The organism is Pelagibacterium lentulum, from assembly GCF_003992625.1.
GTDB classification, from domain to species: Bacteria; Pseudomonadota; Alphaproteobacteria; order Rhizobiales; family Devosiaceae; genus Pelagibacterium; species Pelagibacterium lentulum.
The window spans coordinates 356,917-381,031 of record NZ_RZMW01000041.1; the positions used below are offsets into that span (position 1 = coordinate 356,917).

General features: G+C 58.5%; 20 protein-coding genes. 11 read left to right on the forward strand and 9 right to left on the reverse strand.

Features of this window, described 5'->3' with window-relative positions:
• Window position 1: 1 nt before the first annotated feature.
• From EO133_RS15320 to EO133_RS15340, 5 genes are all read left to right on the forward strand, one after another.
• On the forward strand, window positions 2–805 hold the full coding sequence (locus EO133_RS15320; protein WP_127073506.1) for a lysophospholipid acyltransferase family protein: 804 nt from the start codon (window positions 2–4) through the stop codon (window positions 803–805).
• A 9-nt stretch (window positions 806–814) separates the two neighbouring features.
• Complete coding sequence (gene miaB, locus EO133_RS15325) at window positions 815–2,197, forward strand: tRNA (N6-isopentenyl adenosine(37)-C2)-methylthiotransferase MiaB (protein WP_371870892.1); 1,383 nt, start codon at window positions 815–817, stop codon at window positions 2,195–2,197.
• 63 nt (window positions 2,198–2,260) lie between these two features.
• Entirely contained in the window at window positions 2,261–3,298 is a 1,038-nt protein-coding gene (locus EO133_RS15330; RefSeq protein WP_127073508.1) for a PhoH family protein, read from the forward strand.
• Between the two features lie 6 nt (window positions 3,299–3,304).
• Window positions 3,305–3,814, forward strand: coding sequence for an rRNA maturation RNase YbeY (ybeY, locus tag EO133_RS15335; protein ID WP_127073509.1), 510 nt, complete (start codon window positions 3,305–3,307; stop codon window positions 3,812–3,814).
• Between the two features lie 44 nt (window positions 3,815–3,858).
• A complete protein-coding gene (locus tag EO133_RS15340) occupies window positions 3,859–4,950 on the forward strand; it encodes a hemolysin family protein (RefSeq protein WP_244640579.1) in 1,092 nt (363 codons plus the stop codon).
• 7 nt (window positions 4,951–4,957) lie between these two features.
• Here the strand turns inward: EO133_RS15340 and EO133_RS15345 are convergent, their stop codons facing one another.
• Both EO133_RS15345 and EO133_RS15350 read right to left on the reverse strand, forming a co-directional pair.
• Window positions 4,958–5,509: an ActR/PrrA/RegA family redox response regulator transcription factor gene (locus EO133_RS15345; RefSeq protein WP_127073510.1), complete on the reverse strand. Its 552-nt coding sequence runs from the start codon at window positions 5,507–5,509 to the stop codon at window positions 4,958–4,960.
• A 134-nt stretch (window positions 5,510–5,643) separates the two neighbouring features.
• Window positions 5,644–7,008: an ActS/PrrB/RegB family redox-sensitive histidine kinase gene (locus tag EO133_RS15350; protein ID WP_127073511.1), complete on the reverse strand. Its 1,365-nt coding sequence runs from the start codon at window positions 7,006–7,008 to the stop codon at window positions 5,644–5,646.
• Between the two features lie 139 nt (window positions 7,009–7,147).
• Here EO133_RS15350 and EO133_RS15355 point away from each other — a divergent pair, with 139 nt between their 5' ends.
• Both EO133_RS15355 and EO133_RS15360 read left to right on the forward strand, forming a co-directional pair.
• On the forward strand, window positions 7,148–7,585 hold the full coding sequence (locus EO133_RS15355; protein ID WP_127073512.1) for a DUF2852 domain-containing protein: 438 nt from the start codon (window positions 7,148–7,150) through the stop codon (window positions 7,583–7,585).
• A gap of 199 nt (window positions 7,586–7,784) precedes the next feature.
• On the forward strand, window positions 7,785–8,531 hold the full coding sequence (locus tag EO133_RS15360; RefSeq protein ID WP_127073513.1) for a M48 family metallopeptidase: 747 nt from the start codon (window positions 7,785–7,787) through the stop codon (window positions 8,529–8,531).
• Window positions 8,532–8,666: 135 nt separating this feature from the next.
• Here EO133_RS15360 and EO133_RS15365 read toward each other — a convergent pair whose 3' ends face one another.
• From EO133_RS15365 to mutM, 7 genes are all read right to left on the reverse strand, one after another.
• Complete coding sequence (locus tag EO133_RS15365; RefSeq protein ID WP_127073514.1) at window positions 8,667–10,817, reverse strand: transglycosylase domain-containing protein; 2,151 nt, start codon at window positions 10,815–10,817, stop codon at window positions 8,667–8,669.
• A 259-nt stretch (window positions 10,818–11,076) separates the two neighbouring features.
• Entirely contained in the window at window positions 11,077–13,506 is a 2,430-nt protein-coding gene (gene gyrB, locus EO133_RS15370) for a DNA topoisomerase (ATP-hydrolyzing) subunit B (RefSeq protein WP_127073515.1), read from the reverse strand.
• 107 nt (window positions 13,507–13,613) lie between these two features.
• On the reverse strand, window positions 13,614–14,741 hold the full coding sequence (gene recF, locus EO133_RS15375; protein ID WP_127073516.1) for a DNA replication/repair protein RecF: 1,128 nt from the start codon (window positions 14,739–14,741) through the stop codon (window positions 13,614–13,616).
• Window positions 14,742–14,843: 102 nt separating this feature from the next.
• A complete protein-coding gene (gene dnaN / locus EO133_RS15380) occupies window positions 14,844–15,962 on the reverse strand; it encodes a DNA polymerase III subunit beta (protein WP_127073517.1) in 1,119 nt (372 codons plus the stop codon).
• Between the two features lie 242 nt (window positions 15,963–16,204).
• The gene (dnaA, locus tag EO133_RS15385; RefSeq protein ID WP_371870890.1) at window positions 16,205–17,686 is read right to left on the reverse strand and encodes a chromosomal replication initiator protein DnaA; all 1,482 of its coding nucleotides are present in this window, start codon (window positions 17,684–17,686) and stop codon (window positions 16,205–16,207) included.
• Window positions 17,687–18,454: 768 nt separating this feature from the next.
• On the reverse strand, window positions 18,455–18,721 hold the full coding sequence (rpsT, locus tag EO133_RS15390; RefSeq protein WP_127073519.1) for a 30S ribosomal protein S20: 267 nt from the start codon (window positions 18,719–18,721) through the stop codon (window positions 18,455–18,457).
• A gap of 155 nt (window positions 18,722–18,876) precedes the next feature.
• Complete coding sequence (gene mutM, locus EO133_RS15395; protein WP_127073520.1) at window positions 18,877–19,761, reverse strand: bifunctional DNA-formamidopyrimidine glycosylase/DNA-(apurinic or apyrimidinic site) lyase; 885 nt, start codon at window positions 19,759–19,761, stop codon at window positions 18,877–18,879.
• Between the two features lie 115 nt (window positions 19,762–19,876).
• Here mutM and ubiE point away from each other — a divergent pair, with 115 nt between their 5' ends.
• From ubiE to EO133_RS15415, 4 genes are all read left to right on the forward strand, one after another.
• Window positions 19,877–20,641 carry a bifunctional demethylmenaquinone methyltransferase/2-methoxy-6-polyprenyl-1,4-benzoquinol methylase UbiE gene (ubiE, locus tag EO133_RS15400; protein ID WP_127073521.1) on the forward strand — a complete coding sequence of 255 codons (765 nt, stop codon included), beginning with the start codon at window positions 19,877–19,879 and terminating at the stop codon, window positions 20,639–20,641.
• 2 nt (window positions 20,642–20,643) lie between these two features.
• Window positions 20,644–22,194 (forward strand): 2-polyprenylphenol 6-hydroxylase, encoded by a 1,551-nt coding sequence (ubiB, locus tag EO133_RS15405; RefSeq protein ID WP_127073522.1) that lies wholly within the window; start codon window positions 20,644–20,646, stop codon window positions 22,192–22,194.
• Entirely contained in the window at window positions 22,194–23,420 is a 1,227-nt protein-coding gene (gene coaBC, locus EO133_RS15410) for a bifunctional phosphopantothenoylcysteine decarboxylase/phosphopantothenate--cysteine ligase CoaBC (RefSeq protein WP_127073523.1), read from the forward strand. Before ubiB ends, coaBC begins: the two co-directional genes overlap by 1 nt.
• Window positions 23,421–23,532: 112 nt before the next feature.
• Window positions 23,533–24,114, forward strand: a complete 582-nt coding sequence (locus tag EO133_RS15415) for a hypothetical protein (RefSeq protein ID WP_127073524.1) — start codon at window positions 23,533–23,535, stop codon at window positions 24,112–24,114.
• The last annotated feature ends 1 nt before the right edge of the window (window position 24,115 follow it).

Here is a 24,115-nt window from a genome sequence, read left to right on the forward strand (position 1 = left end):
GATGATCCTGCGCGTCGGATTTCTGGCGCTGGCGCTGGTGCCCTTTACATTGCTGTTCCTGCCGGTTCAGCTGCTGGCGCTGAAATTTTGGGCCGCAAGATCCCATATTCTGCCAAAGGCTTTTTTTGCCATTTTTGCTTTCGGGCTCGGGCTCCGGGTGCGGCTCTTGGGAGAGCCGGTTGCCAATGGCCCCGTGCTTTTGGTTTCCAACCACATTTCCTGGCTCGACATTGTTGCGATCGGCTCAAAACTGCCGGTGCGTTTTGTCGCCAAATCGGAGGTGGCGCAATATCGGTTGGTGGGCTTTATGGCCGGTTTGCAACGCACGATCTTTGTTGATCGCGCAAGGCGTTTGGATACCAAGCGCACAACCACGGCAATGGCGGATGCGTTAGAGAATGGCGGCAAGGTCGTGCTCTTTGCCGAAGGCACGTCCGATACGGGCACCCATGTTCTGCCTTTCCGATCCGCACTCGTGGGCGCGGTGCACAAGGCAATAAAGGCCGAAAAAGGCTGCTCGCCCCTTATTCAACCCATGGCAATTGCCTATCTTTCGATTGCCGGGCTTCCGATTTCGCGTCACGAGCGCACGCAGGTCGCCTGGATCGGGCATATGGGACTTGGCGACAATCTGGGACAAATTCTCGGCTCGGGCCGCAAGGATATTGCGCTGGCCCTTGGCTCCCCAATCGACGGGAAAATGGAACACAAGGCGGTCGCCAGGGAGGCGGAAGAAACCGTGCGCGAAATGCTTGTTGCGCTCAATCGTTCTCAGGCTTTGCCAAAGGGCGATGTTTTATTGTAAATGGGCGCCATGAGCGATGCGAGCAAGACCACAAATGCCAAGAAGGTCTTTATCAAGACCTATGGCTGCCAGATGAATGTTTATGACAGCGACCGGATGACCGATGCGCTGGCAGACCACGGGTTTAGCCCGACCCAGGACATGGGCGAGGCAGACCTTGTGCTGCTCAACACCTGCCATATTCGGGAAAAGGCCGCCGAAAAGGTCTATTCCGAACTTGGCCGCATCCGCGATTTCCGCAATGAGCGCGAGCCCGGTGCCAAAAAGATGTTGATCGGGGTTGCCGGTTGCGTCGCCCAGGCCGAAGGCGAAGAAATCATGGCGCGGGCACCTGCCGTCGATCTGGTTTTCGGCCCCCAGTCCTATCACAGGTTGCCCGAGCTTGTGGCCCGCGCCGACCGCGAGCGGGTGATCGACACCGATTTTCCCGAGGAAGACAAATTTGCCCATCTTCCGGCGCCGAAGAAGGAAGTGACCATTTCGCGCGGGCTGACCGCGTTCCTCACGGTGCAGGAAGGTTGCGACAAGTTCTGTTCGTTCTGCGTTGTACCCTATACGCGCGGCGCCGAGGTTTCACGCCCGGTCGCGCAGGTCATCGCCGAAGCGCGCGCCCTTGCCGATGCCGGGGTTCGCGAGATCACGCTTTTGGGCCAGAACGTCAATGCCTATCACGGGGTCGATGACAAAGGCCGTCAGATCGGTCTGGGCGAACTTTGCTATCTTCTTGCCGAAATCGAGGGGCTTGCCCGTATCCGTTATACCACCAGCCACCCGCGCGACATGGACGATGCGCTGATTGCGGCCCATCGCGACCTCGACAAGTTGATGCCCTATCTGCATCTGCCGGTGCAATCGGGCTCCGATACAATTCTCAAGGCCATGAACCGGCGCCACACGGCAGCCCAATATCTCGAAATCATCGACCGGATCAAACAGGCCCGTCCGGACATGGCGCTTTCCGGCGATTTCATCGTCGGTTTTCCCGGTGAAACCGACAGGGATTTCGCCGATACGCTCGATATGGTCAAAAAGGTCGGCTACGCATCCGCCTTCTCGTTCAAATACTCGACCCGACCCGGAACGCCAGGCGCGGAAATGGACAATCAGGTGCCCGAAGCGGTAAAGGCCGAGCGCCTAGAAGCGCTGCAAGCGGAAATTACGGCCCACCAAACCGCGTTCAACGCTGGCTGCGTAGGCCTGACACTGCCAGTGCTGTTGGAGAAAAAAGGCCGCAATCCCGGTCAGATTGCCGGGCGCTCGCCCTATCTCCAGCCGGTTCATATCGAGGCTGACGAAAGCCTTATCGGCCAGATTCTGCCGGTTGAAATCGTCGACCGGGCAAAAAATTCGCTTGTCGGCACAATTGTCACATCCAAAGTGCAGGCGGTTTGATAGAGTCGGCGTTCTGATAGATTCGGTTTTGATGTCCTGCACGGCATTTTGGAGCCACAGCATTTGACACGGAATTTGCGGTCGCAACCCGCCCCGGCCAATCCGGCCCATCTCGAACTGGCCTTTGAAGACAACAGGCTCGTTTCCCAACTTTATGGCGAATTTGACCAGAACCTGGCCCTGCTTGAGCAACGGTTGGGCGTCGAAGCCAATTCGCGCGGCAATCACGTGATGCTGCGCGGCAATCCGCAATCGATCGATCAGGCCCGGCGGGCTTTGGAATCGCTTTATGACATGCTCGAAGAGGGCAAGCCGGTTTCCATTGGCGATGTGGATGGAGTCATCCGCATGGTTCAGACCGACGATAGCCAGCTTTCGCTGCCCACGCTTGAGAAAAAGGGCAAGGTGCGCATGGCCCAGATTGCCACGCGCAAGGCAACAATCGTTGCCCGCAACCCGGCCCAGGACGGCTATATCCGCGCCATGGACCGTTTCGAGCTTGTCTTTGGCGTCGGCCCTGCAGGCACCGGCAAGACCTATCTTGCGGTTGCCTATGCCGCAACGCTGCTTGAGCGCGGCGAAATCAGCCGCATCATCCTTTCGCGCCCTGCGGTTGAAGCCGGAGAACGGCTGGGGTTCCTGCCCGGCGACATGAAGGAAAAGGTCGATCCTTACCTGCGCCCGCTTTACGATGCGCTTTACGACATGATGCAGCCAGAAGTCGTCGAGCGCTGCATAACGTCAGGGGCCATTGAAGTGGCGCCGCTTGCGTTCATGCGCGGGCGCACGCTGGCCAACGCTGCGGTCATTCTCGATGAGGCGCAGAACACCACGTCGATGCAGATGAAGATGTTCCTGACCCGGCTCGGCGAGAATTCCCGCATGATCGTGACTGGCGATCCCACCCAGGTGGATTTGCCGCGCGGCGAAAAATCCGGGCTTGTCGAAGCGCTGCATCTGCTTTCCGATATCGATGGCATTCATATTTCGCGCTTTTCGGACAAGGATGTGGTCCGCCACGAACTTGTCGCCCGGATCGTGCGCGCCTATGAGGGCTCGACGGGTAAGAGCCCGACCGGGGAAGGCCCATTGGCGGTCTAAGAAACAATGCTCGCATTTGACATCGATGTGACCCGGCAGGCCGGCAACTGGCCACAAGGTCTTGAGCCGCTTGTCGAGCGGGCCGTTCTGGTTGCCCTGGAAATGTCTGGCCGGGACGTTGCCGGTCCTGCGGAAATATCGATCGTTCTGACCGACGACCAATCGCAAAAAGAGCTGAACCGGCAATGGCGCGGCAAGGACAAGCCGACCAATGTGCTCTCCTTCCCGCAGATCGAACCTGACGATGCCGTGATGGGCCTTTTAGGTGACATAATCCTTGCCCATGAAACGCTGGTGCGCGAAGCGGCCGCGCTCGACAAGAGCTTTGAGGCCCATTTCGTGCATCTTTTGGTGCATGGCATGCTGCATATTTTAGGCTATGATCACCAAACCGGTGAACAAGCTCTTGTCATGGAGACGAGAGAAACCGATATTATGATCCGGTTGGGTTATGAGGATCCCTATGATGGACAAGACCTCGATCTGGATACGATTGACCCGAAAACTGCGCAATGATGCCCAAGGAGTGCTGACGGCCAACTGTAAAGGCCGCACCCGAAATGACCGATTACGATCAATCTAGCGCCGCGGCGCGCCGGCCGCATCGCCAATCTGGCGACTCTCGAGACCTTGTACTTTCCGGGGACAAGCGCTCCTCGCTATGGACCAAAGTCAAGGCAATGCTTTCTGCCCGGTCTGCGTCGTTGCGCGACGATCTGCAGGAAGCGCTTGATGCTCCCGAACACCGTCTGCTCGACAGCTTTTCCGCGTCAGAGCGCGCGATCCTGCAAAACGTGCTCAAGCTCGGTGGCATGCGGGTGGAAGACGTTATGGTGCCGCGTGCCGATATCGAAGCGGTCGATACCAATGTGATCGTTGGCGAAGTGATTTCACGCTTTCGCTCGGTCGGCCATTCGCGCATGCCCGTTTTCGAGGACAGTCTCGATAATGTCGTCGGTATGGTCCATATCAAGGACGTGCTCGACAAGATCGCCGAGCCGGTAAAGCGCAGTGCGGCCAATGGCCCATCCAACGGTAATGGCAACGGCACAGCGGCAAGCCCTGTGAAATTGCTGTCGCCCATGCTCAAGCAGAAAATTTCAAAGCAGGATCTGGTGCGCAAGGTCCTGTTTGTACCCCCATCCATGCTCGTTACGGACCTTCTGGCCTCGATGCAGGCGACCCGCATGCATATGGCGGTCGTGATCGATGAATATGGCGGCACCGATGGCCTAGTCACAATCGAGGACTTGCTTGAAGCGGTGGTTGGGGATATCGAAGACGAGCACGATGAAGATGAAGCGGCAATGCTAAAGCCCGTGGGTGACGATATCTATCTCGCCGATGCGCGGGTTGAATTGAGCGAGCTTATCGAAACGATCGGCCCCGATTTCGATCCGGGCGAATTGGCCGAAGATGTCGATACGCTGGGCGGATTGATCTTTGCGATTTTGGGCCGGGTGCCGGTGCGTGGCGAATTGATTTCCAAGATCAAGGGCTTTGAATTCGAGATCACGCGAGCCGATGCGCGCCGGATCAAGCAGGTGCGGATAACCCGGCGCAAGCGCAAGCCACGCCTTATGATCGCCGGTCCGAAAAGCGAAACGGCGGCAACCGAGGTCAGCGCAGCACCAGAGCAGGCTGCCGAGTAGGTATCAATCAGCGCGGCGCGCGCTTGGCGAGAATGCGCTGAAGCGTACGCCGATGCATGTTGAGCCGGCGTGCGGTTTCCGAAACATTGCGGTCGCAAAGCTCATAAACCCGCTGAATATGCTCCCAGCGCACGCGGTCAGCCGACATGGGGTTTTCTGGCGGTTCAGGCTTGATTTCTGCATCGGCCAGAAGCGCCTTGACCACGTCATCGGCATCGGCTGGCTTGGCGAGGTAATCGACGGCACCCAGTTTTACCGCCGTTACGGCGGTTGCGATATTGCCGTAGCCGGTCAGGACCACCGCACGGGCTTCGGGGCGCTTTTCGTGAAGTGTGGATACCACTTCGAGCCCGTTGCCGTCTTCAAGCCGCAAATCAACTACTGCAAAAGCCGGAGGATCGGACTTGACCGCCGCAAGGCCCGCCGCAACGCTGTCGGCAACCGTTACAATAAAGCCGCGTTTTTCCATCGCGCGCTCAAGCCGGGTGAGAAAGGGCTTGTCATCGTCCAGAAGCAAAAGGGTCTTTTCGTGGTCTGCAAGTTCGCTGAGGTCGGTCATTGTACTTAATCTCTCTTGGCCAGTGCGGTTATCGCCAATCTGGATCAAAAGGTCAAAGTGAACTGCCTGGCCTGCGTCACTTTGAACGTCCCGAGCCCCGTAATTCTAACGCCTGTAGCGCCGTTTTGGATCGCTTAGGGCCAAGGCTCTGAATCGGCATCATTGAGTGCCTCGCGTGGCCACGAGATTTCAACGCAAGCATGCCCATTGGCCCGTGCGTTGAAAAAGCGCAAGGTTGCCCCGGTACGCTCAAGCAGGGTCTTGGCAATAAAAACACCAAGCCCAAGCCCGCCAGCGCCATCTGGACCACGCGGGTCAGCCTCGCCCTTGTCGCGGAAGCGCGTGGTCAGATAAGGTTCCCCAAGCCGGCTCAAAAGCTCAGAGGGGAAACCCGGCCCGTCATCGGCAATGGTGATCACAACCCGGCGCGCGTCCCATCCGGCGCTTATGGTTATATATTCGCGGGCGAACTGAACCGCATTCTCGATGAGATTGCCAAGCCCGTATAGCAGCGCGACATTGCGCAGGATAACCGGTTCTTCACCACCAAATTCGGATTTGGACATGGAGATCGTCTTGCCCATCGATGATGCGGCATGTTCGTGCGGTTTGGCCAGTTCCGCAATGACATCGGAAACGGAGACCTTTTCGAAGATGTCGGCCTGAGCGGATTTAAGATTGCGCAACTTGCCAAGAATGGCACGACAGCGGGCGACTTGTTCCAGGATCAGGTCCATGTCTTCGGCCAATTCGCCTTCAGCCACTTCCCGGCGCATTTCCTTTGCCGCCAGCGCAATAGTCGCCAGTGGCGTGCCCAATTCATGGGCGGCGGCGGCGGCAAGCCCATCAAGCGCGGAAAGCTGCTGCTGGCGCGAGAGGGCAAGTTCGGTCACGGTCAGTGCATCGACGAGTTGGCGGGCTTCGTGGGCCACCTTGTTGGTATAGGCTGCAATGAACCCGACCCCGCATAGCAGCGACACCCACATGCCCAGGAGATAGAAGGGCGGCGGGGTAAAGGGGGCGGCGGGATCCCAGGGCAACGGCAGGTGAAACAATGCGATCAGGGTTGCGATCAGGGCCACAAGCGAAGCCAGAAGAACGGTTTCCCGCGAGGGCAGAGCCGAGGCCGAGACCGATACTGGCGCCAATAGCAGTAGGGCAAAGGGATTACCCAGACCTCCAGTGAGATACAAAAGGCTGCCCAATTGCAGACAGTCATAGGCAAGCTGGATAAAACCAAGCCTTGAACCGGGGCGATGGGCCGGTCCAAAGCGGATCAACAGTCCGAGATTGAGCAGCACCGAGGCGGCAATCACCGTCGCGCAGGCCGCAAGAGGCAGATCAAAACCCAAGACAAAATGGACGACCAGGATGCTGGCCGACTGGCCCGCAATCGCGAGCCAGCGCAAAAGCACAAGCGTTTCAAGGCGCAAAGGGTTTGCGGCGCGCGGGACATAGGCGATGGATTCGGAATTTGAGAGGGATTGGGCTGGGGTCATCTGGCTTTCCACTATGCCCCGCGGATGGAGCGTTGGTGTTCTAGCACAGGATTTCAAGAGCTAAAAATTGCCTTTCTCACCTTGATCGAACCAAAACCAATCCCAATTTCCCTTTGTGTTCGAGACTTGGAGAGACGACATGAATACGGCCCTTATCAAACCGGAATGGTCGCCTTTGACCATTGCCCTCATGGTGCTCGGCTTCATCATCTTCTGGCCGCTTGGCCTGGCGGTGCTGGCCTATATCCTGTGGGGCGAATATTTTGGCGGCAGCAAGGAGCGCGCGGAACGCTGGTTCAGCGAGCAAAAGCACAGCTTCAAAACACACAAGAAAGGCTGTGGGCGACGCTATCGCAGCGGCCGGACTGGCAATGCCGCCTTTGACGAATATCGCGACGAGCAGTTGAAAAGGCTCGAGGAAGAGCGTCAGCGGCTCGAAGAAGAGCGCGAAGCCTTCGAGGAATATCTTGCCAATCTGCACAAGGCGCGCGACCGCGATGAATTCGACCGCTTCATGCGCGAACGCGGATCGCGCCGCGACGAGCATCGCAATGATGGGGATCACCCCCAGTATTAGATGCTGACACCTATCCATTGTGCCGGGTACCTTTCCTCCTCTCCTCCCGCCCGGCATGATGCCGCCTTGAGCTTCCCCTGCCTCAAGGCATTCTCAAAGTGGCATGACGTCCTTCATTAGGGCGCATGCCACTTTTTTTGTTCAACAGGAGCGCAATACCTCATAATGGCATCGCGATTCGAACTGGCGAGCCTTGCTGATGGATCTTGATCTGCGCCGCTGGCGCACCCCGAAATTCCCCCAAGAAGTGGCACTCGATCTCGATAGCGATATAATCGTCGTCAAGGTCCGCGTTCATGCGCGTGCGCGCCATTACAGACTGAGCCTTTCAGCGCGCAATGGTCCGGTGCTGACAGTGCCGCACAAGGGCCGCTGGAGCGATGCCGAAGCGTTTCTCATGCGTCACAAGGGCTGGCTGGCGGACAAGATTTCAAAGCGCGCAACAGGGGCCGGAATGGCCGACGGCGCAACGCTTGCCTTGCGCGGCCAATTGCACAGAATCGTGGCCGAGACCAGCGCGCGCGGGATCGTGCGTATCGGGCCGGCCGAAGACAGAGACGGTTTGCCGGTCCTGCGCGTACCGGGTGGTCCCGAGCATCTGGAGCGCCGGTTGACCGACTGGCTCAAGGCGCAGGCCCGCAGCGATCTTGAAACACGCTGCGCCATTCATGCCGAAAGGCTTGGGGTCAAAATTGCCAGCCTGCGTATCCGCGATCAATCGACACGCTGGGGATCGTGCTCAAGCGCACGGGTGCTCAATTTCAACTGGCGCCTGATCCTTGCGCCTCCCTATGTGCTGGACTATGTGGCTGCACACGAAGTGGCACACATTCTGGAGATGAACCATTCTCCCGCTTTCTGGCGGACCGTTGCCCGAACCTTGCCCGACTATGAGCGAGGCAAGGCTTGGCTCAAAGCCCATGGCAGCGGCTTGATGGCCATATGAAAAAGGACCCTGACCGACTCCTTTTTCTTCATCTAGAGCCGTTCAGGTTTTGATGGAATCAAAAACCCAGCTCTAAGTCATTGTTTTGTCGCGTGTCCGAACCGCAAAACCGTTCTACTCTTGCTGGACACGCATCTAGTTGCCAAAGATGCCATTGAGCAGATCTCCGATCGCGTCGGGGCTGCGTATGGGCTGGGGCTGTTGCTGCTGCATGGGTTGTTGGGGCAGAGGCTGCTGAGGCAACTCGCCACCCCAGCCCTCTGGCTGTGCAGGCTGGCCCGCGAAGCCACCGCCATCCTGAGGCAGGGCGACGCGATCCTGCAAGCGAATATAGGACCCGGGCAGATTGGCTACCGTCAGCCCCTGATGGGCACGGGTCATGAAATCGCGCCATATCTGGGCAGGAATCGAGCCGCCGGACATGTTGCGCATGGGCGTATCGTCATCATTGCCCAGCCACACGCCGCCAACCCAGCTTGCGGTGTAGCCGACAAACAGAGCATCACGGCTGCGCTGAGAGGTGCCTGTCTTGCCAGCCATCGGCCAGCCACCAAGCTGGGCGCCGCGCCCCGTACCCGCTTCAACGCCGGTCTTGAGCATGTCATTCATCATGCCGACCTGCTCGGACGTGAGAATCTGGCCGGGACCTGACGGCACTTCTTCATAAAGCACTTCGCCATCGGTGGTGGTAATGCGGGTGATGACATTTGCAATCACGCCGCGCCCGCCATTGGCGAAGGGGGTATAGGCAGCGGTCAACTCGAGAAGCGAAACTTCCTGGGTGCCCAGCGCAATGGCAGGAACGGGCAGGAAGTTCGACGAAAAGCCCAAGCGATAGGCGGTTTCCACCACATATTCGGGCCCGATATCGATGGCGATGCGTGCCGCTACGGTATTGATGGAATAGGCCAGGGCGTCGCGCAGGAGAATGGGTCCGACATACCGGTTGTTGGCGTTCTGCGGCGACCAGCCGTTGTACTCGAGCGGTTCGTCAACCATAAGCGTATCAGGCGTATAGCCTTGCTGCAGCGCTGCAAGATAAACGAAAGGCTTGAAGGCCGAACCGGGTTGACGGCGCGCGGTCACAGCACGGTTATACTGGCTCTGATTATAATCGACGCCGCCGACCAGGGCACGAACCCGACCTTCGGTATCCATGGCGACCAAAGCGGCCTGGTCGAAATTGCGCGCAGAACCGTATTCGAGCACGGCTTCCTTGACCACGAACTCGGCGTGCTTTTGCAATTCCCAATCGATGGTCGTTGAAACGATAACGTCGTCATGAACTTCGCCAAGATAGGCGTTCATCAGGGTTTCAACCCAGTCGGCGACATAATATTCCGCTCCGGCGACACGCGTCGGCACGCTCGAACGATCCGGGTCGATCGAGGCACTGCTGGCTTCCTGTTCCGTGATGTAACCTTCACGCACCATATTGGCGAGCGCAATGCGCTGGCGCTCGATGGCCCGCTGAGGATGATTGCGCGGGTTGTAAGATGCGGGGGCTGGCAGGATTCCAGCAAGCATCGCGGCCTGGCCGAGCGAAAGATTGCGCGCCGAAATGCCGAAATAGGTCTGGGCCGCTGCCTCGATGCCGGTCGCGCCCGAACCGAAATGCACGCGGTTCATATAGAGTTCGAGAATCTGCTCTTTGGTATAGTTCTGCTCAAGCCATATGGCGAGAAGCGCTTCCTGCACCTTGCGGCCAAGCGTCTGATCCGGGGTCAGAAACAGGTTCTTTGCCACCTGCTGGGTGATGGTGGATGCGCCACGGGTCAGCGAACGGGCGCGCAGACTTTCGACCGCTACAGCGGCAAGACCAATCGGATCAACACCGAAATGGCTCATGAAACGCCGATCTTCGCTCGCGATGATCGCCAGGGGCACATAATAGGGCAATTCGTGATAGCCTATAGCTTCGCCGCCCGTCTGTCCGCGATTGGACAGCAACTGGCCATTGGAAGCGAGGACGCGGATGTTGGGCGGACGCTTGGGAACCTCCCAGGTATCGGACGAACCAAGCTCGGAACCGTAATAGACAACAACTGCCGCGCCAGCCAGGCCAGCCAGCAACACCCCATAAAATCCCATATAAAGGATCGTGATCAGAAAGCCACCAAAGCCGCCATTGCGGCGGCGCGGCTTCTTGCTTTTTTCCGGCTTTGCGGCCTTTGACGCCCTGCGCCCAGACTTCGGCTTTTCGGCACTGGCTCTTTTGGCCGTGCCAGCCTTGTGCTGGCGCGTGTTGGAGTCGATGCGGTCATCGGGGGAAAGACGAAGATCCATCAAAGGTCACTTTCAAAGCACGAAATTCCGGCAAAAGACGCCAAGCGTCGCAACAACTGAACATACCCGTAGCAAATATGCCGGTTGCTCAATCCTTCGCCAGCAATGCGTCCCATTGCTTTTGCCTATAATGCCTATCGGCGCCAAATGTGGCCGGTTTATGGGATTTTTCAAACCCGCAGGCCATCGGCGGCCCTATCTGTTGCCCATTTGCATCGCTTCTGCCGGCCGTGTCCCCAGAACCTGGTGCTGTGCCGCCTTAAATATCGAGATTGGACACTGCCAGAGCGTTATCCTGAATGAATTCGCGGCGCGGCTCAACAAGATCACCCATCAACTGGGTAAAGATGTTGTCGGCCTCATCGGTCTGGTTGATCTGTACCTGCAGCAATGTTCTGGCGTTGGGATCCATCGTGGTTTCCCACAATTGCTCGGCATTCATTTCCCCCAGCCCCTTGTAGCGTTGCATGGAAACGCCTTTCTGACCAGCCGCCATCATGATGGAAAACAGCGACCGGGGGCCATAGACTTCGCTCTTGACGTCTTTGCGCACAAGTGTCGGCACACCGCCATAGATTTCATCGAGCTTGCCGGCAAGGGTGCGCAACTTGCGCGCATCGGCAGAACCGATCAGCGCCGCGTCAATGGCATGGGTTTCGGCGACCCCACGCACGATGCGGGTGAAGATATAGCCACCTTCGCCATCGAGCCGCCCTTCCCAAGTACGCTCGGTTTCGTCCGACATGCGATTGAGCCGGTTGGCAACGCGCTCGGCAAGATTGAGCGCTGTGGCTTCGTCGTCCATCGCGGCAGGATCGAGCGCGCCGACAACTGCGGCCTGCTCGATCATCTGACGGTTGTATTTGGTGTGCTGGCCCTCGATCAGGTGATGAAGGTCTCGCGCCTGTTCGACAATACCCAGAAGATCCTGACCTGCATGGGTCGAGCCTGCCCGCGTTGTGAGCACGGCATCGTCCACGCCTCCCGAGAGCAGGTAATCCTCGCGGGCACGCTCGTCCTTGAGATATTGCTCGGACCGCCCACGGGTCACTTTATAGAGCGGCGGCTGCGCGATATAGACATGGCCGCGCTCGATGAGTTCGGGGGTCTGGCGATAAAAGAAAGTCAGCAAGAGCGTACGGATATGGGCGCCGTCCACGTCCGCGTCGGTCATGATGATGATCTTGTGGTAGCGCAGCTTGTCGGGATTGAATTCCTCCCGCCCGATGCCGGTGCCAAGCGCGGTGATCAGCGTTCCCACCTGATCGGAGGAGATCATGCGATCAAAACGCGCGCGCTCGACATTGAGGATCTTGCCGCGCAAAGGCAGAACCGCCTGGGTTGCCCGATCGCGCCCCTGCTTGGCCGAACCGCCCGCAGAATCCCCTTCCACGATGAAGATTTCGGCCTTGGCGGGATCGCGCTCCTGACAGTCTGCCAGTTTGCCGGGAAGCGAGGAAATTTCCAGCGCCGACTTGCGGCGGGTCAATTCCCGCGCCTTGCGGGCTGCTTCGCGCGCCGCGGCGGCCTCGGCAACCTTGGAGACAATGGATCTGGCTTCGGTGGGATGTTCCTCAAACCACTGGTTGAGCTTCTCGTTGACGACATTTTCGACAACGGGACGGACCTCGGAAGATACCAGCTTGTCCTTGGTCTGGGACGAGAATTTGGGGTCAGGCACCTTGACCGAAAGCACGCAGGTCAGCCCTTCGCGCGTATCGTCGCCGGTCAGCGACACCTTTTCTTTCTTGGTGATCCCGCTCTGCTCGGCATAAGACGTGACCTGCCGGGTGAGCGCGCCGCGCAGACCTGCAAGGTGCGTACCCCCGTCGCGCTGGGGAATGGTGTTGGTAAAGCACAAGACGTGCTCGTGGTAGCTGTCGTTCCACCAAAGGGCCACCTCGACCGTGATCCCATCCTTTTCGGCCGATATCGCGATCGGGCGCTCGATCAGCCCGGACTTGTTCTTGTCGAGATATTTGACAAAGGCCTCGAGCCCGCCTTCATAGAACAGGTCGGTTTCGACCGGCTCGGGATGCCGGTTGTCCCTGATCACGATATGGACGCCTGAATTGAGGAAGGCAAGTTCGCGCAGGCGATGCTCGAGCGTCTTGTAGTCGAACTCGATCATGGTGAAGGTTTCGCTCGAAGGCATGAAGGTTACAGCCGTTCCGGAGCGCCCCTCATAATCGCCAACGATCCTGAGCGGAGAATCGGCCACGCCATGGGTGAAGCTGATCTCGTGGATCTTGCCGTTGCGGCGGATCGAGAGCTTGAGCCAGACCGAAAGCGCATTGACCACCGAGACGCCCACCCCGTGCAACCCGCCCGAGACCTTGTAGGAATTCTGGTCGAACTTGCCGCCCGCATGGAGCTGGGTCATGATGACCTCGGCTGCCGAGACGCCCTCTTCCTTATGGATGTCGGTTGGAATGCCGCGACCATTATCGGTGACAGTGACCGATCCATCGGGATTGAGTGTGACGGTTACAAGATCCGCATGACCGGCCAGCGCCTCGTCTATGGCGTTATCGACAACCTCATAGACCATATGGTGCAGCCCGGTGCCGTCATCGGTATCCCCGATATACATGCCAGGGCGCTTCCTGACCGCATCAAGACCCTTGAGGACCTTGATCGAATCCGCACCGTATTCAGGGTTTTCGAGATTTTCTGGCGTGTCACTCATGCAAAAAGAATCAGCCTTGTTTGAGGTCAATCTGTTGTACCTGATCGGGACCGCAAGCCCAAGCGTTATGGCGGTTTTAGCCCGGTTATTTACCTACACCGCGTGGTTTAGCTGCCAAATGGGGCAATCGTTCCGGCGCGGACCGAAAAGTGCTGTGCGTGCGAGCCCAGTCCGTCAAACAGCATGGGGTCCGTTCCTGTCATCCAGCATTGGGTTCCGAGTTTGTCGAGGGCAGAAAACAGCGCCGCGCGCCGTGTCGGATCGAGATGGGCCGCGATCTCGTCGAGCAGCAGGATCGGGGTCATTCCGGTCATCTGGCCGACGAGCCGCGCATGAATGAGGATAAGCCCGATCAGCAACGCCTTTTGCTCTCCGGTCGAGCATATGGCAGCGGGCATGGCTTTTTGTGCATGAAAGACGGCCATATCGATCCGGTGCGGCCCCAACGTTGTCCGGCCCGCAGCCCGATCAAGCGCGCGATTGGCGCGCCATAAATGCGCAAGCTCTGTTTCCAGAACACTGGCATTTTCCGGCTCATGCCCCTCCAACATGCTTGAAAGTTCAAGCCGGGCCGGCGGGAAACCGGTATCGGCCACCGACGCGTCCATCAGCGATTGCAGGTGGGAGAGCGAATCGGTGCGGGCGAAGTGAATCGCCGAGGCGTATTGGGCCATCTGCGCTTCGATGGCTGCGAGCCAGGCCGGATCGCCATTTTCCTCAAGCAACCTGTTGCGTTGGCGCATGGCCTTTTCATAGTCGGCAACCGCTGCCGAATGCCCAGGCACAAGTGTTGTTACCAACCGGTCCAGAAACCGCCTCCGATCCGAAGCTGGCCCCGAATAAAGCCCATCCATGGCCGGGGTCAGCCAAAGGATGCGCAGATGCTCGCTCATCTCCTCAACCGAACGCGCATTGGCCCCATTGATGCGCACGCGGCGTGCGCCCGCATCGCCAGCCGCCCCGGTTCCGATGTCGACCGGGCCATATTCGGTTTCAATGGTCGCAGCGATCGCCCATAGTCCATTGCCGCCAGCGAGCGCCAATGTATCGAACGGCGCGCGGCGCAATCCGCGTCCGGGCGAGAGCAGCGACACCGCTTCAATCAGGTTGGTTTTGCCGGCCCCGTTTTCGCCTGTCAGCACCACATGGCGTGCATCGAGGTCCAAGGCAGCGCTGGCATAATTGCGATAGCTGGTGAGCCTGAGCCGGGAGATATGACGCTGCGGTTGGGTCATGTTAGCGCGGTTGTGCTTGTGCCATAGCCCTTCGCATGGCTCAGGGCGCTCGTCGCCTGAAACGGTCCAGCCGACCTTTCATTCACTTTCGCGAACTGCGCCTCACACCCGCATCGGCATGAGCACAAACAGCGCCTTGGGTTCCCCTTCTTCCTTCACCAAGGTTGGCGAACCGGCGTCGTTGAAAAGGAAGTGCGCATTCTCGGTGCGGATCTGAGCAATGATTTCCAGAAGATAGCGCGCATTGAAGCCGATCTCGAAAGGCTCGGCCTCAAAAGCCACCGGCAATTCCTCATTTGCGGTGCCGTGATCGGGATTTGTGACCGAGAGTTCGAGCTGGCCCTGGCTGAGCGAAAGCTTGACCGCCTTGCCACCGCGCTCGGAAGCGATTGTCGAGACACGATCGACAGCCTTTTGCAGGCTGTCGCGATCCACTTCAAGCAGCTTGTCGTTGTTCTTTGGCGTTACCCGTTCGTAGTCAGGGAAACTGCCCTCGATCAGCTTGGAGAGCAGCACCACACCGCCGAGGGTAAAGCGGATCTTGGTATCGGACAATTCGACACCGACATCACCGTCCACGCCATCAAGCAGCTTGAGCACTTCGGCGACGGTCTTGCGGGGCACAATAATGCCGGGCATGCCTGCAGAGCCTTGCGGCGCTTCGGTTTCAACGCGGGCCAGACGGTGCCCGTCGGTTGCCGCGGCACGCATGACGATGCCGTCTCCGGCGTCTATTGTGTGGATGAATATCCCATTGAGGTAATAGCGGGTTTCCTCATTGGAAATTGCGAACTGGGTGCGTTCGATCAAATCCTTGAGCACATCCGAGCCAATGGAAAAGGTATGGGTGAATGCGCCCGATTTCAGGTCGGGAAAGCCATCGGGATTCAGACAGGCAAGGTGAAAGCGCGAGCGGCCCGAAGAAATGAGCATCTGATCGTTGCCATCGGTTTCCAGCACCACTTCGGCACCATCGGAAAGCTTGCGCACGATATCGTAAAGCGTATGGGCCGGAACTGTCGTTGTGCCCGGCGTGCCGGTCATGGCGGGAACGGTCTCGGTCACTTCTATATCGAGATCTGTGGCGCGCAGGTCAAGGCCGTCCGCAGTTGCGCTCATAAGCACATTTGCAAGGATCGGATATGTGTTGCGGCGCTCGACGACACGATGGACATGTCCCAGCGATTTCAAAAGATGATTGCGCTCGAGCGTGACCTTCATCGCTTATTCTACCCCTGGCGAAACTGCATCTGGTACTGCCTGCCACCGGTTTGCGGGCGGCCCCGGCAGAACACCGGGCGCAGACCCTGCCCCGGCTTTGCACAAAAGGCAAGGCCCCAGCCTGTCGCAGGGGCCCTATCAAGCCAGAAAAGTCGTGGATTACCCCGAACCCGCGGTGACCACCTTCCTGCAACAGCAAGTGCGTGGCCCCTAAGCTAAGGCTTTGGGAAATTCTAAACCGCCTACTCTTCCAGCATGCGGCGCAGGAGTTCGATTTCCTGGGTCAGATCGACATCCTGGCTCATCAACTGCTCGACCTTGCGCACTGAATGCAACACGGTCGTGTGATCGCGCCCGCCGAAGCGGCGCCCGATTTCGGGCAATGAACGCGAAGTCAGGGATTTGGCAAGATACATGGCGATCTGGCGCGGACGCACCACATCGCGGGACCGGCGCGAGGACAGCAATTCGGTGCGCGGCACCTTATAGTGGCGCGCCACGATCTTGAGAATATCTTCGATCCGCACCTTTGGCGTTTCGCGCGAACGAATGAGATCCTGCAGGGTCTTTTCAGCGAGCCCCACAGTGATCGGCTCGCCGGTCAACTGGTTGGCTGCAACCAATCGGTTGACCGCACCGTCGAGATCGCGGCCATGGCTCACGATACAGCGCGCGACAAAATCGATCACCGCCGGTGGAAAACTCAGGCCGGAAAAGCGCGAGCAGGCCTGATCGGCGCGTTTTTGCACGATGGCACGGCGCAACTCGGCATCAAAAGGAGAGATGGGAATGACGAGACCGCCCGAAAGCCGCGATTTCACCCGGTCATCGAGCATTTCAAGATCGCGCGGCGGCGCATCGCCAGCCACAACGACCTGCTTGGTGCCGGAAATCAGGCTGGAAAGCGTATGGCCGAATTCAGTCGCTGATTTGCCCTGAAGGAACTGCATGTCATCGATAAGCAGCAGATCAATCCGGCGCAGCCATTCCTTGAAGGCAAGCGCGGACTGATGCTTAACCGCAGTGATGAAATGATACATGAAATGATCGGCCGTCAGATAAACAATATTGCGGCTCGAATCGTTGGCGCCCGCTGCCCAGGCAATAGCATTGAGCAGGTGGGTCTTGCCCAGCCCGACGCTGGAATGGATATAGACCGGATTGAAGGTGACGATATTATTGGCGGCAGCCGATGCGACCTGCTTGGCAACCCCGAGCGCCATTTCGTTGGCGCCGCCGGTAACGAATGTATCGAACGTCAGCTTGCGGTCGAGCGCACTGCCTGAGAGCGCGTCAGACCGATTGGCGTTGGCCGGCGCGATCAGCGTTGGCTGGCTGGCGGCCATGGTCACGGCGGGCTGGGTCGCAGGACTCGGCGCTTCCTTTTCGCCTGAAGAGGCTTCACATGGCGATGCAAGGCGCGGACGCGCCTGGCCGTTTACGCGCACGGTGACATGTACGCGGCCGATGGCCTCGTTTTCCGCACTCAGCGCTTCGAGAATCTTCTCAAGATAATTGGACTGAATCCAGGAGCACAAGAACCGTGTTGGCACAGAGAGGTGAGCAAGGTCTCCAACGACCTCTTCAAGCTCAAGCCGGGCAAACCAGGATGTAAACACATCCTCGCCCACTGCCGCACGCAGCCGCGTCCGCACACGCTGCCACATTTGTTCGCTTGAGCCCGCCGACATTACAGTGTCCCCAATTTCCGACCGTTGTGCCATTTTCTGTGTCCCCTGCAGATCTCTGCCCGCTTGTGTTTTCTGCCCCATCCAGGTCACGCGTTCCGCAGCCGCGTCCAAACTCATTTCCTGTGCCTCTTCTGCTCTTGTGTTCTTGCCCGGAAATCGCGCCCTGCGCAGCGACTTCCCCCTGTTACAGCCTCGACTTGCCCCAGCTACAGACAATAGAACTCCGCACCCCGCCCTGACTATTGGCGCAGCGCTATGATCAAACTCAAATTGAAAACGACGCGCTAGGCGCCGGGGACTACTATTTGCAAAACATTGGTTGTCAGATGCGGGGTCTCACTGCTTTCCTGTTCGGCATCCTTGCTTCCAGTAACACTTCTTTATCGGTATCTAACCTGGACATGCGCAGAACAGCCCCGTTTTTTATTATCTGAGACGGCTTTGATGGCCTGTTGGCCGCCGCCCTTCTTTTCATCCAACGAGGTCATTTTAGACAGTCAAATTTTCGCGCACAACCTCCGAAATCGCCAAAAATGGGCTTGACTCTCGCGCCCCTTCCTTGACTCCGCGCCCCGCTTTTGAAGCGAAGAATTTAACGCTATGGGACTCCTTGCAGAATCGTTCCGAACCCGGAATTTGGTTACCGAATTTTTTTTTCCGAACAGGATGAAACCGATCTCAAAGTGTCAGTGGCGTGACGGAAATGTCACGGAAATCCGGCACAATAAAAAGCCCCCTTGCGGGGGCTTTGAAATCTTGTTCCATCCTTGCCATACAAGTTTGGAAGTCTGATCCGAAAGATCAGGCGCCGAGAGCCTTGACGCGCTTGGCCAGGCGCGAAATCTTGCGGCTCGCCATGTTCTTGTGGAATACGCCCTTGCCGGCAGCACGCTGAAGCTCGGGTTCAGCGGCGCGCAGGCTCGCAGCTGCCGCATCCTTGTCGCCCGAAGCAATCGCTTCTTCAACCTTGCGCAGGAAGGTACGCACGCGGGAGCGGCGAGCGGTATTCTTTGCGGTGCGGGCTTCGATCTTGCGGGTGGCCTTCTTGGCCGACGTTGTATTTGCCATTGGTGTTTACTCTTTCCTCGTGGCGAACTTGCCTTGCGCGCTCAATTCCAGAAATCTGGCGAGCACAACCGGAACTGCCAGCCCTTGCGGCCAGCCAGTGAAGGCTGCTCTATAGTGAGGTGGGCAAAGGGAGTCAAACCCTTTTGGAAAATCGATCACCCGCCCTGGCAAACCGGGCAATAAAAGCTGGACCGGCCCGACTGGACCATGCGCGCGACGACGCCATTGCAGCCTGACACCAGACAATGTTCTCCTTCGCGGCCATAAACGGCAAAGGAATGCTGGAAATAGCCCGGCTGGCCGGCCGCATTGGCAAAGTCACGGAGCGTCGACCCTCCCGCCTCGAGCGCGGCTTCGAGCACTTTCCTTATCGCGATCACAAGCACTTCGAGCTCCGGCCGCGGCGCGCCATTCTCATCGACGAGAGACTGGGCCGGGCGCCAGGGCGCGATTTTTGCGAGAAACAAGGCCTCACAGACATAGATATTGCCCAATCCCGCAATGATGCGCTGATCGAGCAATGCGCTCTTGATTGGAGTTCTGGAGCGGGAGAAGCGCGCGGCAAGATAGGTGGCGTCGACCGCGTTGCCCAAAGGCTCGGGGCCCAGATGATCGAGGAACCTGTTGGGCTGCCCGCTGCCAATCAGGTCCATGAAGCCGAAGCGGCGCGGATCGGCATATGAAAGATCGACCTGCCCATGCTCGGGATGGGCCAGGCGGGCGGTAAAGTGTACGTGGCGGCCGGTCCGATCGCCAGCAGAGAGCCGGGACGGTTCGGCCAGAGGTCGCGTATTGACATTGAATGCGCCGGTCATGCCCAGATGGGAAAGCCACATATCGCCGCCCGAAAGGCTCACCAGCAGATATTTGGCCCGGCGGCCGACATGGGTAATGGTTTGACCGGACAATCTTTGCGCAAAATGCTCGGGAAAGGCGAAACGCAGGTCGGCCCGATAGGTATGGGCTGCCTCGATCCTTGCGCCGGAAAGAAAGGGGGCAAGGCCGCGGCGAACGGTTTCGACTTCTGGAAGTTCCGGCATAGTGTCTCTGTTCTCTGCCCTGCGACGCGGTGGCGGTTTCGGGCCGGTGCTGCTTGCGTTAATCTGGCTGCGCGCCCATAAAGCCGTTGGCCATAAATACTGAAGAGCAAGGTTCATGCAAGAGACGCAAGCGACAACCCATTTCGGCACGCGCACGGTGCCGCTTGAGGACAAGCAGGGCCTTGTCAACGACGTCTTTTTCAAGGTCGCCTCGCGCTATGACCTTATGAACGATCTGATGAGCGGGGGCATCCACCGGATATGGAAGGACCATATGGTGGCGCGATTGGCGCCGCAGCGCAATGGAGCCCGCCCCTACAAGGTTCTCGATATGGCGGGCGGGACCGGCGATATCGCCATGCGCATCATCAACCAGAGCCACGGTTTTGCCCAGGTCACGGTTTCCGACATCAATGCCAATATGCTTGGCGTTGGCGCCGAGCGTGCCAAGTCCTGGCGCTATCCCGGCCAGGTTGAATTTGTGGAAGCCAATGCCGAAGACTTGCCTTTTGAGGACAAGAGCTTTGACGCCTATACGATCGCCTTTGGCATTCGCAACGTGCCGCGTATCGAAAAGGCGCTTTCGGAAGCCCATCGCGTGCTCAAACGCGGCGGCCGCCTTCTGGTGCTCGAATTCTCCAGCGTCGATGTTCCAGGGCTGGATGCAGTCTATAGTCTTTTCTCCGATCACCTGATCCCGCCCATGGGCAGGATGGTCACCGGCGATGCCGAGCCATATCGCTATCTCGTGGAATCGATCCGCAATTTCCCCGATCCGGCAAAGTTCTCGGCCATGATCGAAGCAGCGGGTTTCAAGCGCGTCACCCATGACGCGCTGAGCGGCAATATCGCGGCGCTGCATGGGGGCTGGAAGCTCTGATCATGAGCGTTGCGACCTATTTCCGCCTCGCCTGGGCAGGCTTTGTGCTGGCGCGCGAAGGCGCCTTTTCGCTGGCCGAAGACCAGCCGATTCCCCCCGCCGCCAAATTTCTGGTCAAATGCGCCCGGATCATCGAAAAGCGGGCCGTGCGCAAGACAGGGCGCGTCGACCGGCTTGCCAACGGCCTGACCCGGCTTGGGCCCACCTACGTCAAATTCGGGCAATTGCTGGCCACCCGCGCCGATATTGTAGGGATTGGGGTCGCATCCGATCTGTCAAAGCTGCAGGACGCCATGCCGCCGTTCGACGAAAAGCTCGTGCCGGGCCTCCTGCGGCAAGCGCTTGGCGATAAGGTCGACCAGCTCAAGGACATTTCCCCCCCCATTGCTGCCGCTTCGATTGCACAAGTGCATAGGGCGAAACTTGTCGACCCCGATGGCCGGGAACAAGACGTTGCGGTAAAGCTTTTGCGCCCCGGTATCCGAGCGCGGTTCAAAAGCGATCTCGACGGGCTTTATGCGCTGGCGCGGGTTGCCGAGCGCTTTGTGCCCAATGCCGGGCGTTTCAACGGCAAGCGGGTCGTCGATGCGCTGGCCCGCTCGGCGCAGCTTGAAATGGATTTGCGTATGGAAGCGGCAGCGATTTCCGAGCTCGCGGACAATTGCGCCGACGATGACAGGTTCGCACTGCCCCATATCCATTGGAGCCATACCGCGCGCAGCGTTTTGACCACAAGCTGGATCGATGCCATCCCTGTCCGTGAGGTCGAAGCGCTCGACAAGGCCGGAATCGACCGACCCAAACTGGCGGAAACCTTAATCCAGAGCTTTTTGCGCCAGGCAATTCGCGACGGCTATTTTCATGCCGATATGCATCCGGGCAATCTTTTCGCCGATCCCAAGACCGGCGGGATCATTGCAGTCGATCTGGGCATCATGGGGCGCATCGGGAAGGCGGAGCGCCGCTTTCTGGCGGAAATCCTTTATGGATTTATCGCGCGCGACTATAAGCGCATCGCCCAGCTGCATTTCGATATCGGCTATGTGCCGCCGGATCAATCCGTCGACGATTTTGCTCAGGCCCTGCGTGCCATTGGCGAGCCGCTTGTCGGGCGCGCGGCCGATGAGATTTCAATGGCCAAGGTTCTGGGCCAATTGCTCGAAACAACCGAAGTGTTCAACATGAGCGCGCGGCCCGAGCTTGTACTGCTACAGAAAAACATGGTGCTGGTTGAAGGCACGGCCCGCATTCTCGATCCGCGCTTCAACATGTGGCATGCGGCCGAACCCATCGTCGGAGAATGGGTGCGCCGCCAGGTGGGGCCGCTTGGCCGGTTAGAGCTGGCCAAGGAAGGCCTGGACGAAGCGCTGTCGCTGGCAAGGCGCCTGCCCAAGCTCGCCGATAGCGCAGAGCGTGTCCTTACCCGCATCGAAAGGGACCAGACCCGGAGCGAAAAGCGTGAGGGCCTTGTCATGGCACTGAAATGGGGTGGACTTATTGCCCTGGTCCTCGCCATTGTGGTGCTGGGGCTCAACATCATGGACAGGTTCTGATGCTTTATGGCAAGCACATCCTTGTGATTATTTCGGGCGGCGTTGCCGCCTATAAGGCAATCGAATTGATCCGGCTGATTCAAAAGGCCGGTGGCACGGTTCAGGCGATCCTGACCAAAAGCGCGACCGAATTCGTCTCCCCGCTCACGATATCGACCCTTTGCGGACGGCCTGCCCTGACCGCGCTTTTCGATCTCACCCGCGAAACCGAGATCGGGCATATCGAATTGTCCCGCTCGGCCGATCTTATCGTTATCGCGCCGGGCACCGCCAATATTCTGGCCAAGCTGGCCAATGGCATAGCCGACGATCTTGCAACCACCTGCCTTTTGGCAACCGATACGCCAATCATGGCTGCCCCGGCAATGAATGTGCGCATGTGGGAGGCAGCATCGACGCGCCGCAATCTTGCGTTGCTTGCCAATGACGGCGTGCAATTTGTTGGCCCCGATGAAGGAGAAATGGCTTGCGGTGAATTCGGGCCGGGCCGGCTGGCCGAGCCGCCGGTCATACTTGAGGCCATCGTCGCGCATTTTGAACGTGCTAACAGGCCGAAACCCTTGGCTGGCAAACATGCGATTGTCACATCAGGGCCGACACGTGAACCGATAGATCCGGTGCGCTTCCTTTCCAACGCCTCGTCTGGCAAGCAGGGCGTGGCGATCGCCGAGGCCCTGGCTGCGCTTGGCGCACGGGTGAGCTTTGTCACCGGGCCAGCTCAATATCGGCAGCCCAGAGGCTGTGCGGTAATTGACGTGGAGACGGCGATTGAGATGGATCGCGCCGTCGAGGCAGCACTTCCTGCCGATATCGCGGTTTTCTGTGCGGCTGTTTCCGATTGGCGGGTGGAAACACCGGCCGATGACAAGATCAAAAAGGATGCCGATGAGACCGCGCCCACCCTCACATTGGTGGCAAATCCCGATATTCTCAGGCGCGTTTCATCGCTTGCGGGCGGAAACCGGCCGCGGCTTGTTGTCGGCTTTGCTGCGGAAACCTCAAATCTTCTCGAAAACGCCAAAGCGAAGCTGAAAAGAAAGGGTTGCGACTGGCTCCTAGCCAACGACGTCAGCCCAGCGAGCGGCACGTTTGGCGGCGCAAACAATACCGTTACGCTTCTGGCAGGCGAGGCCGTCGAGGCGTGGGAGCCCATGGACAAGCAAGCGGTCGCCCAAAAACTTGCCACACGCATTGCCGAATCTTTTCAACGCGATAGGCGGATCTGAGCGCGAGATTTTTTGGAATCCCGACTTGCCAGCGCGACGCTTTGCCCCCAGAGTGCCGCCGGTATTGTGAAGCCGTAAAGGCTCGGAAAACGATAAGGTGGAGACGCGACAGATGTATTTGAACCCAATTCTCAAGATGGGCGGCATCGCTGTCCTCACCGTCGGACTGACTGCCTGTATGGATGTGTCGATGGATCTCGAGGTCTTGAGCGAAACCGACGCCCGGGCAACGATGAAAACATCGATGGCCGCCGACATATATGCCATGATTTCGGCACAGGCCGATGGCGAAGACGACTTCTGCGAAGATGGAGAAACCGTTGAAACCGCCACGACCGTGGACTGCATCGTTGTGAAGGAAGGCACGTTCGCGGAAATCATGGAAGATGACGATGGCCCCACCCTTGAAGCGATCGGTAACGGACAGGTTCGCGTTTCTTTCCCGACCGGGGAATTGAGCGATCAGGTTTCTGAAGGGTTGGGCGGCGACGACGATCCGGAAATGATGGCCATGATCGCCTCGATGTTTGAAGGTAACGCCATTTCGATGACCATTTCGGGTGGCCAGATCGTGGACACCAATATGGAAGTGGCCGAAGATGGCATGAGCGCGCGCTATGACATCCCGTTTGTTGGGATCATTACGGGCGATCTCGATCTGCCCGAAGAACTTTACGCCATTGTACAGAAATAGA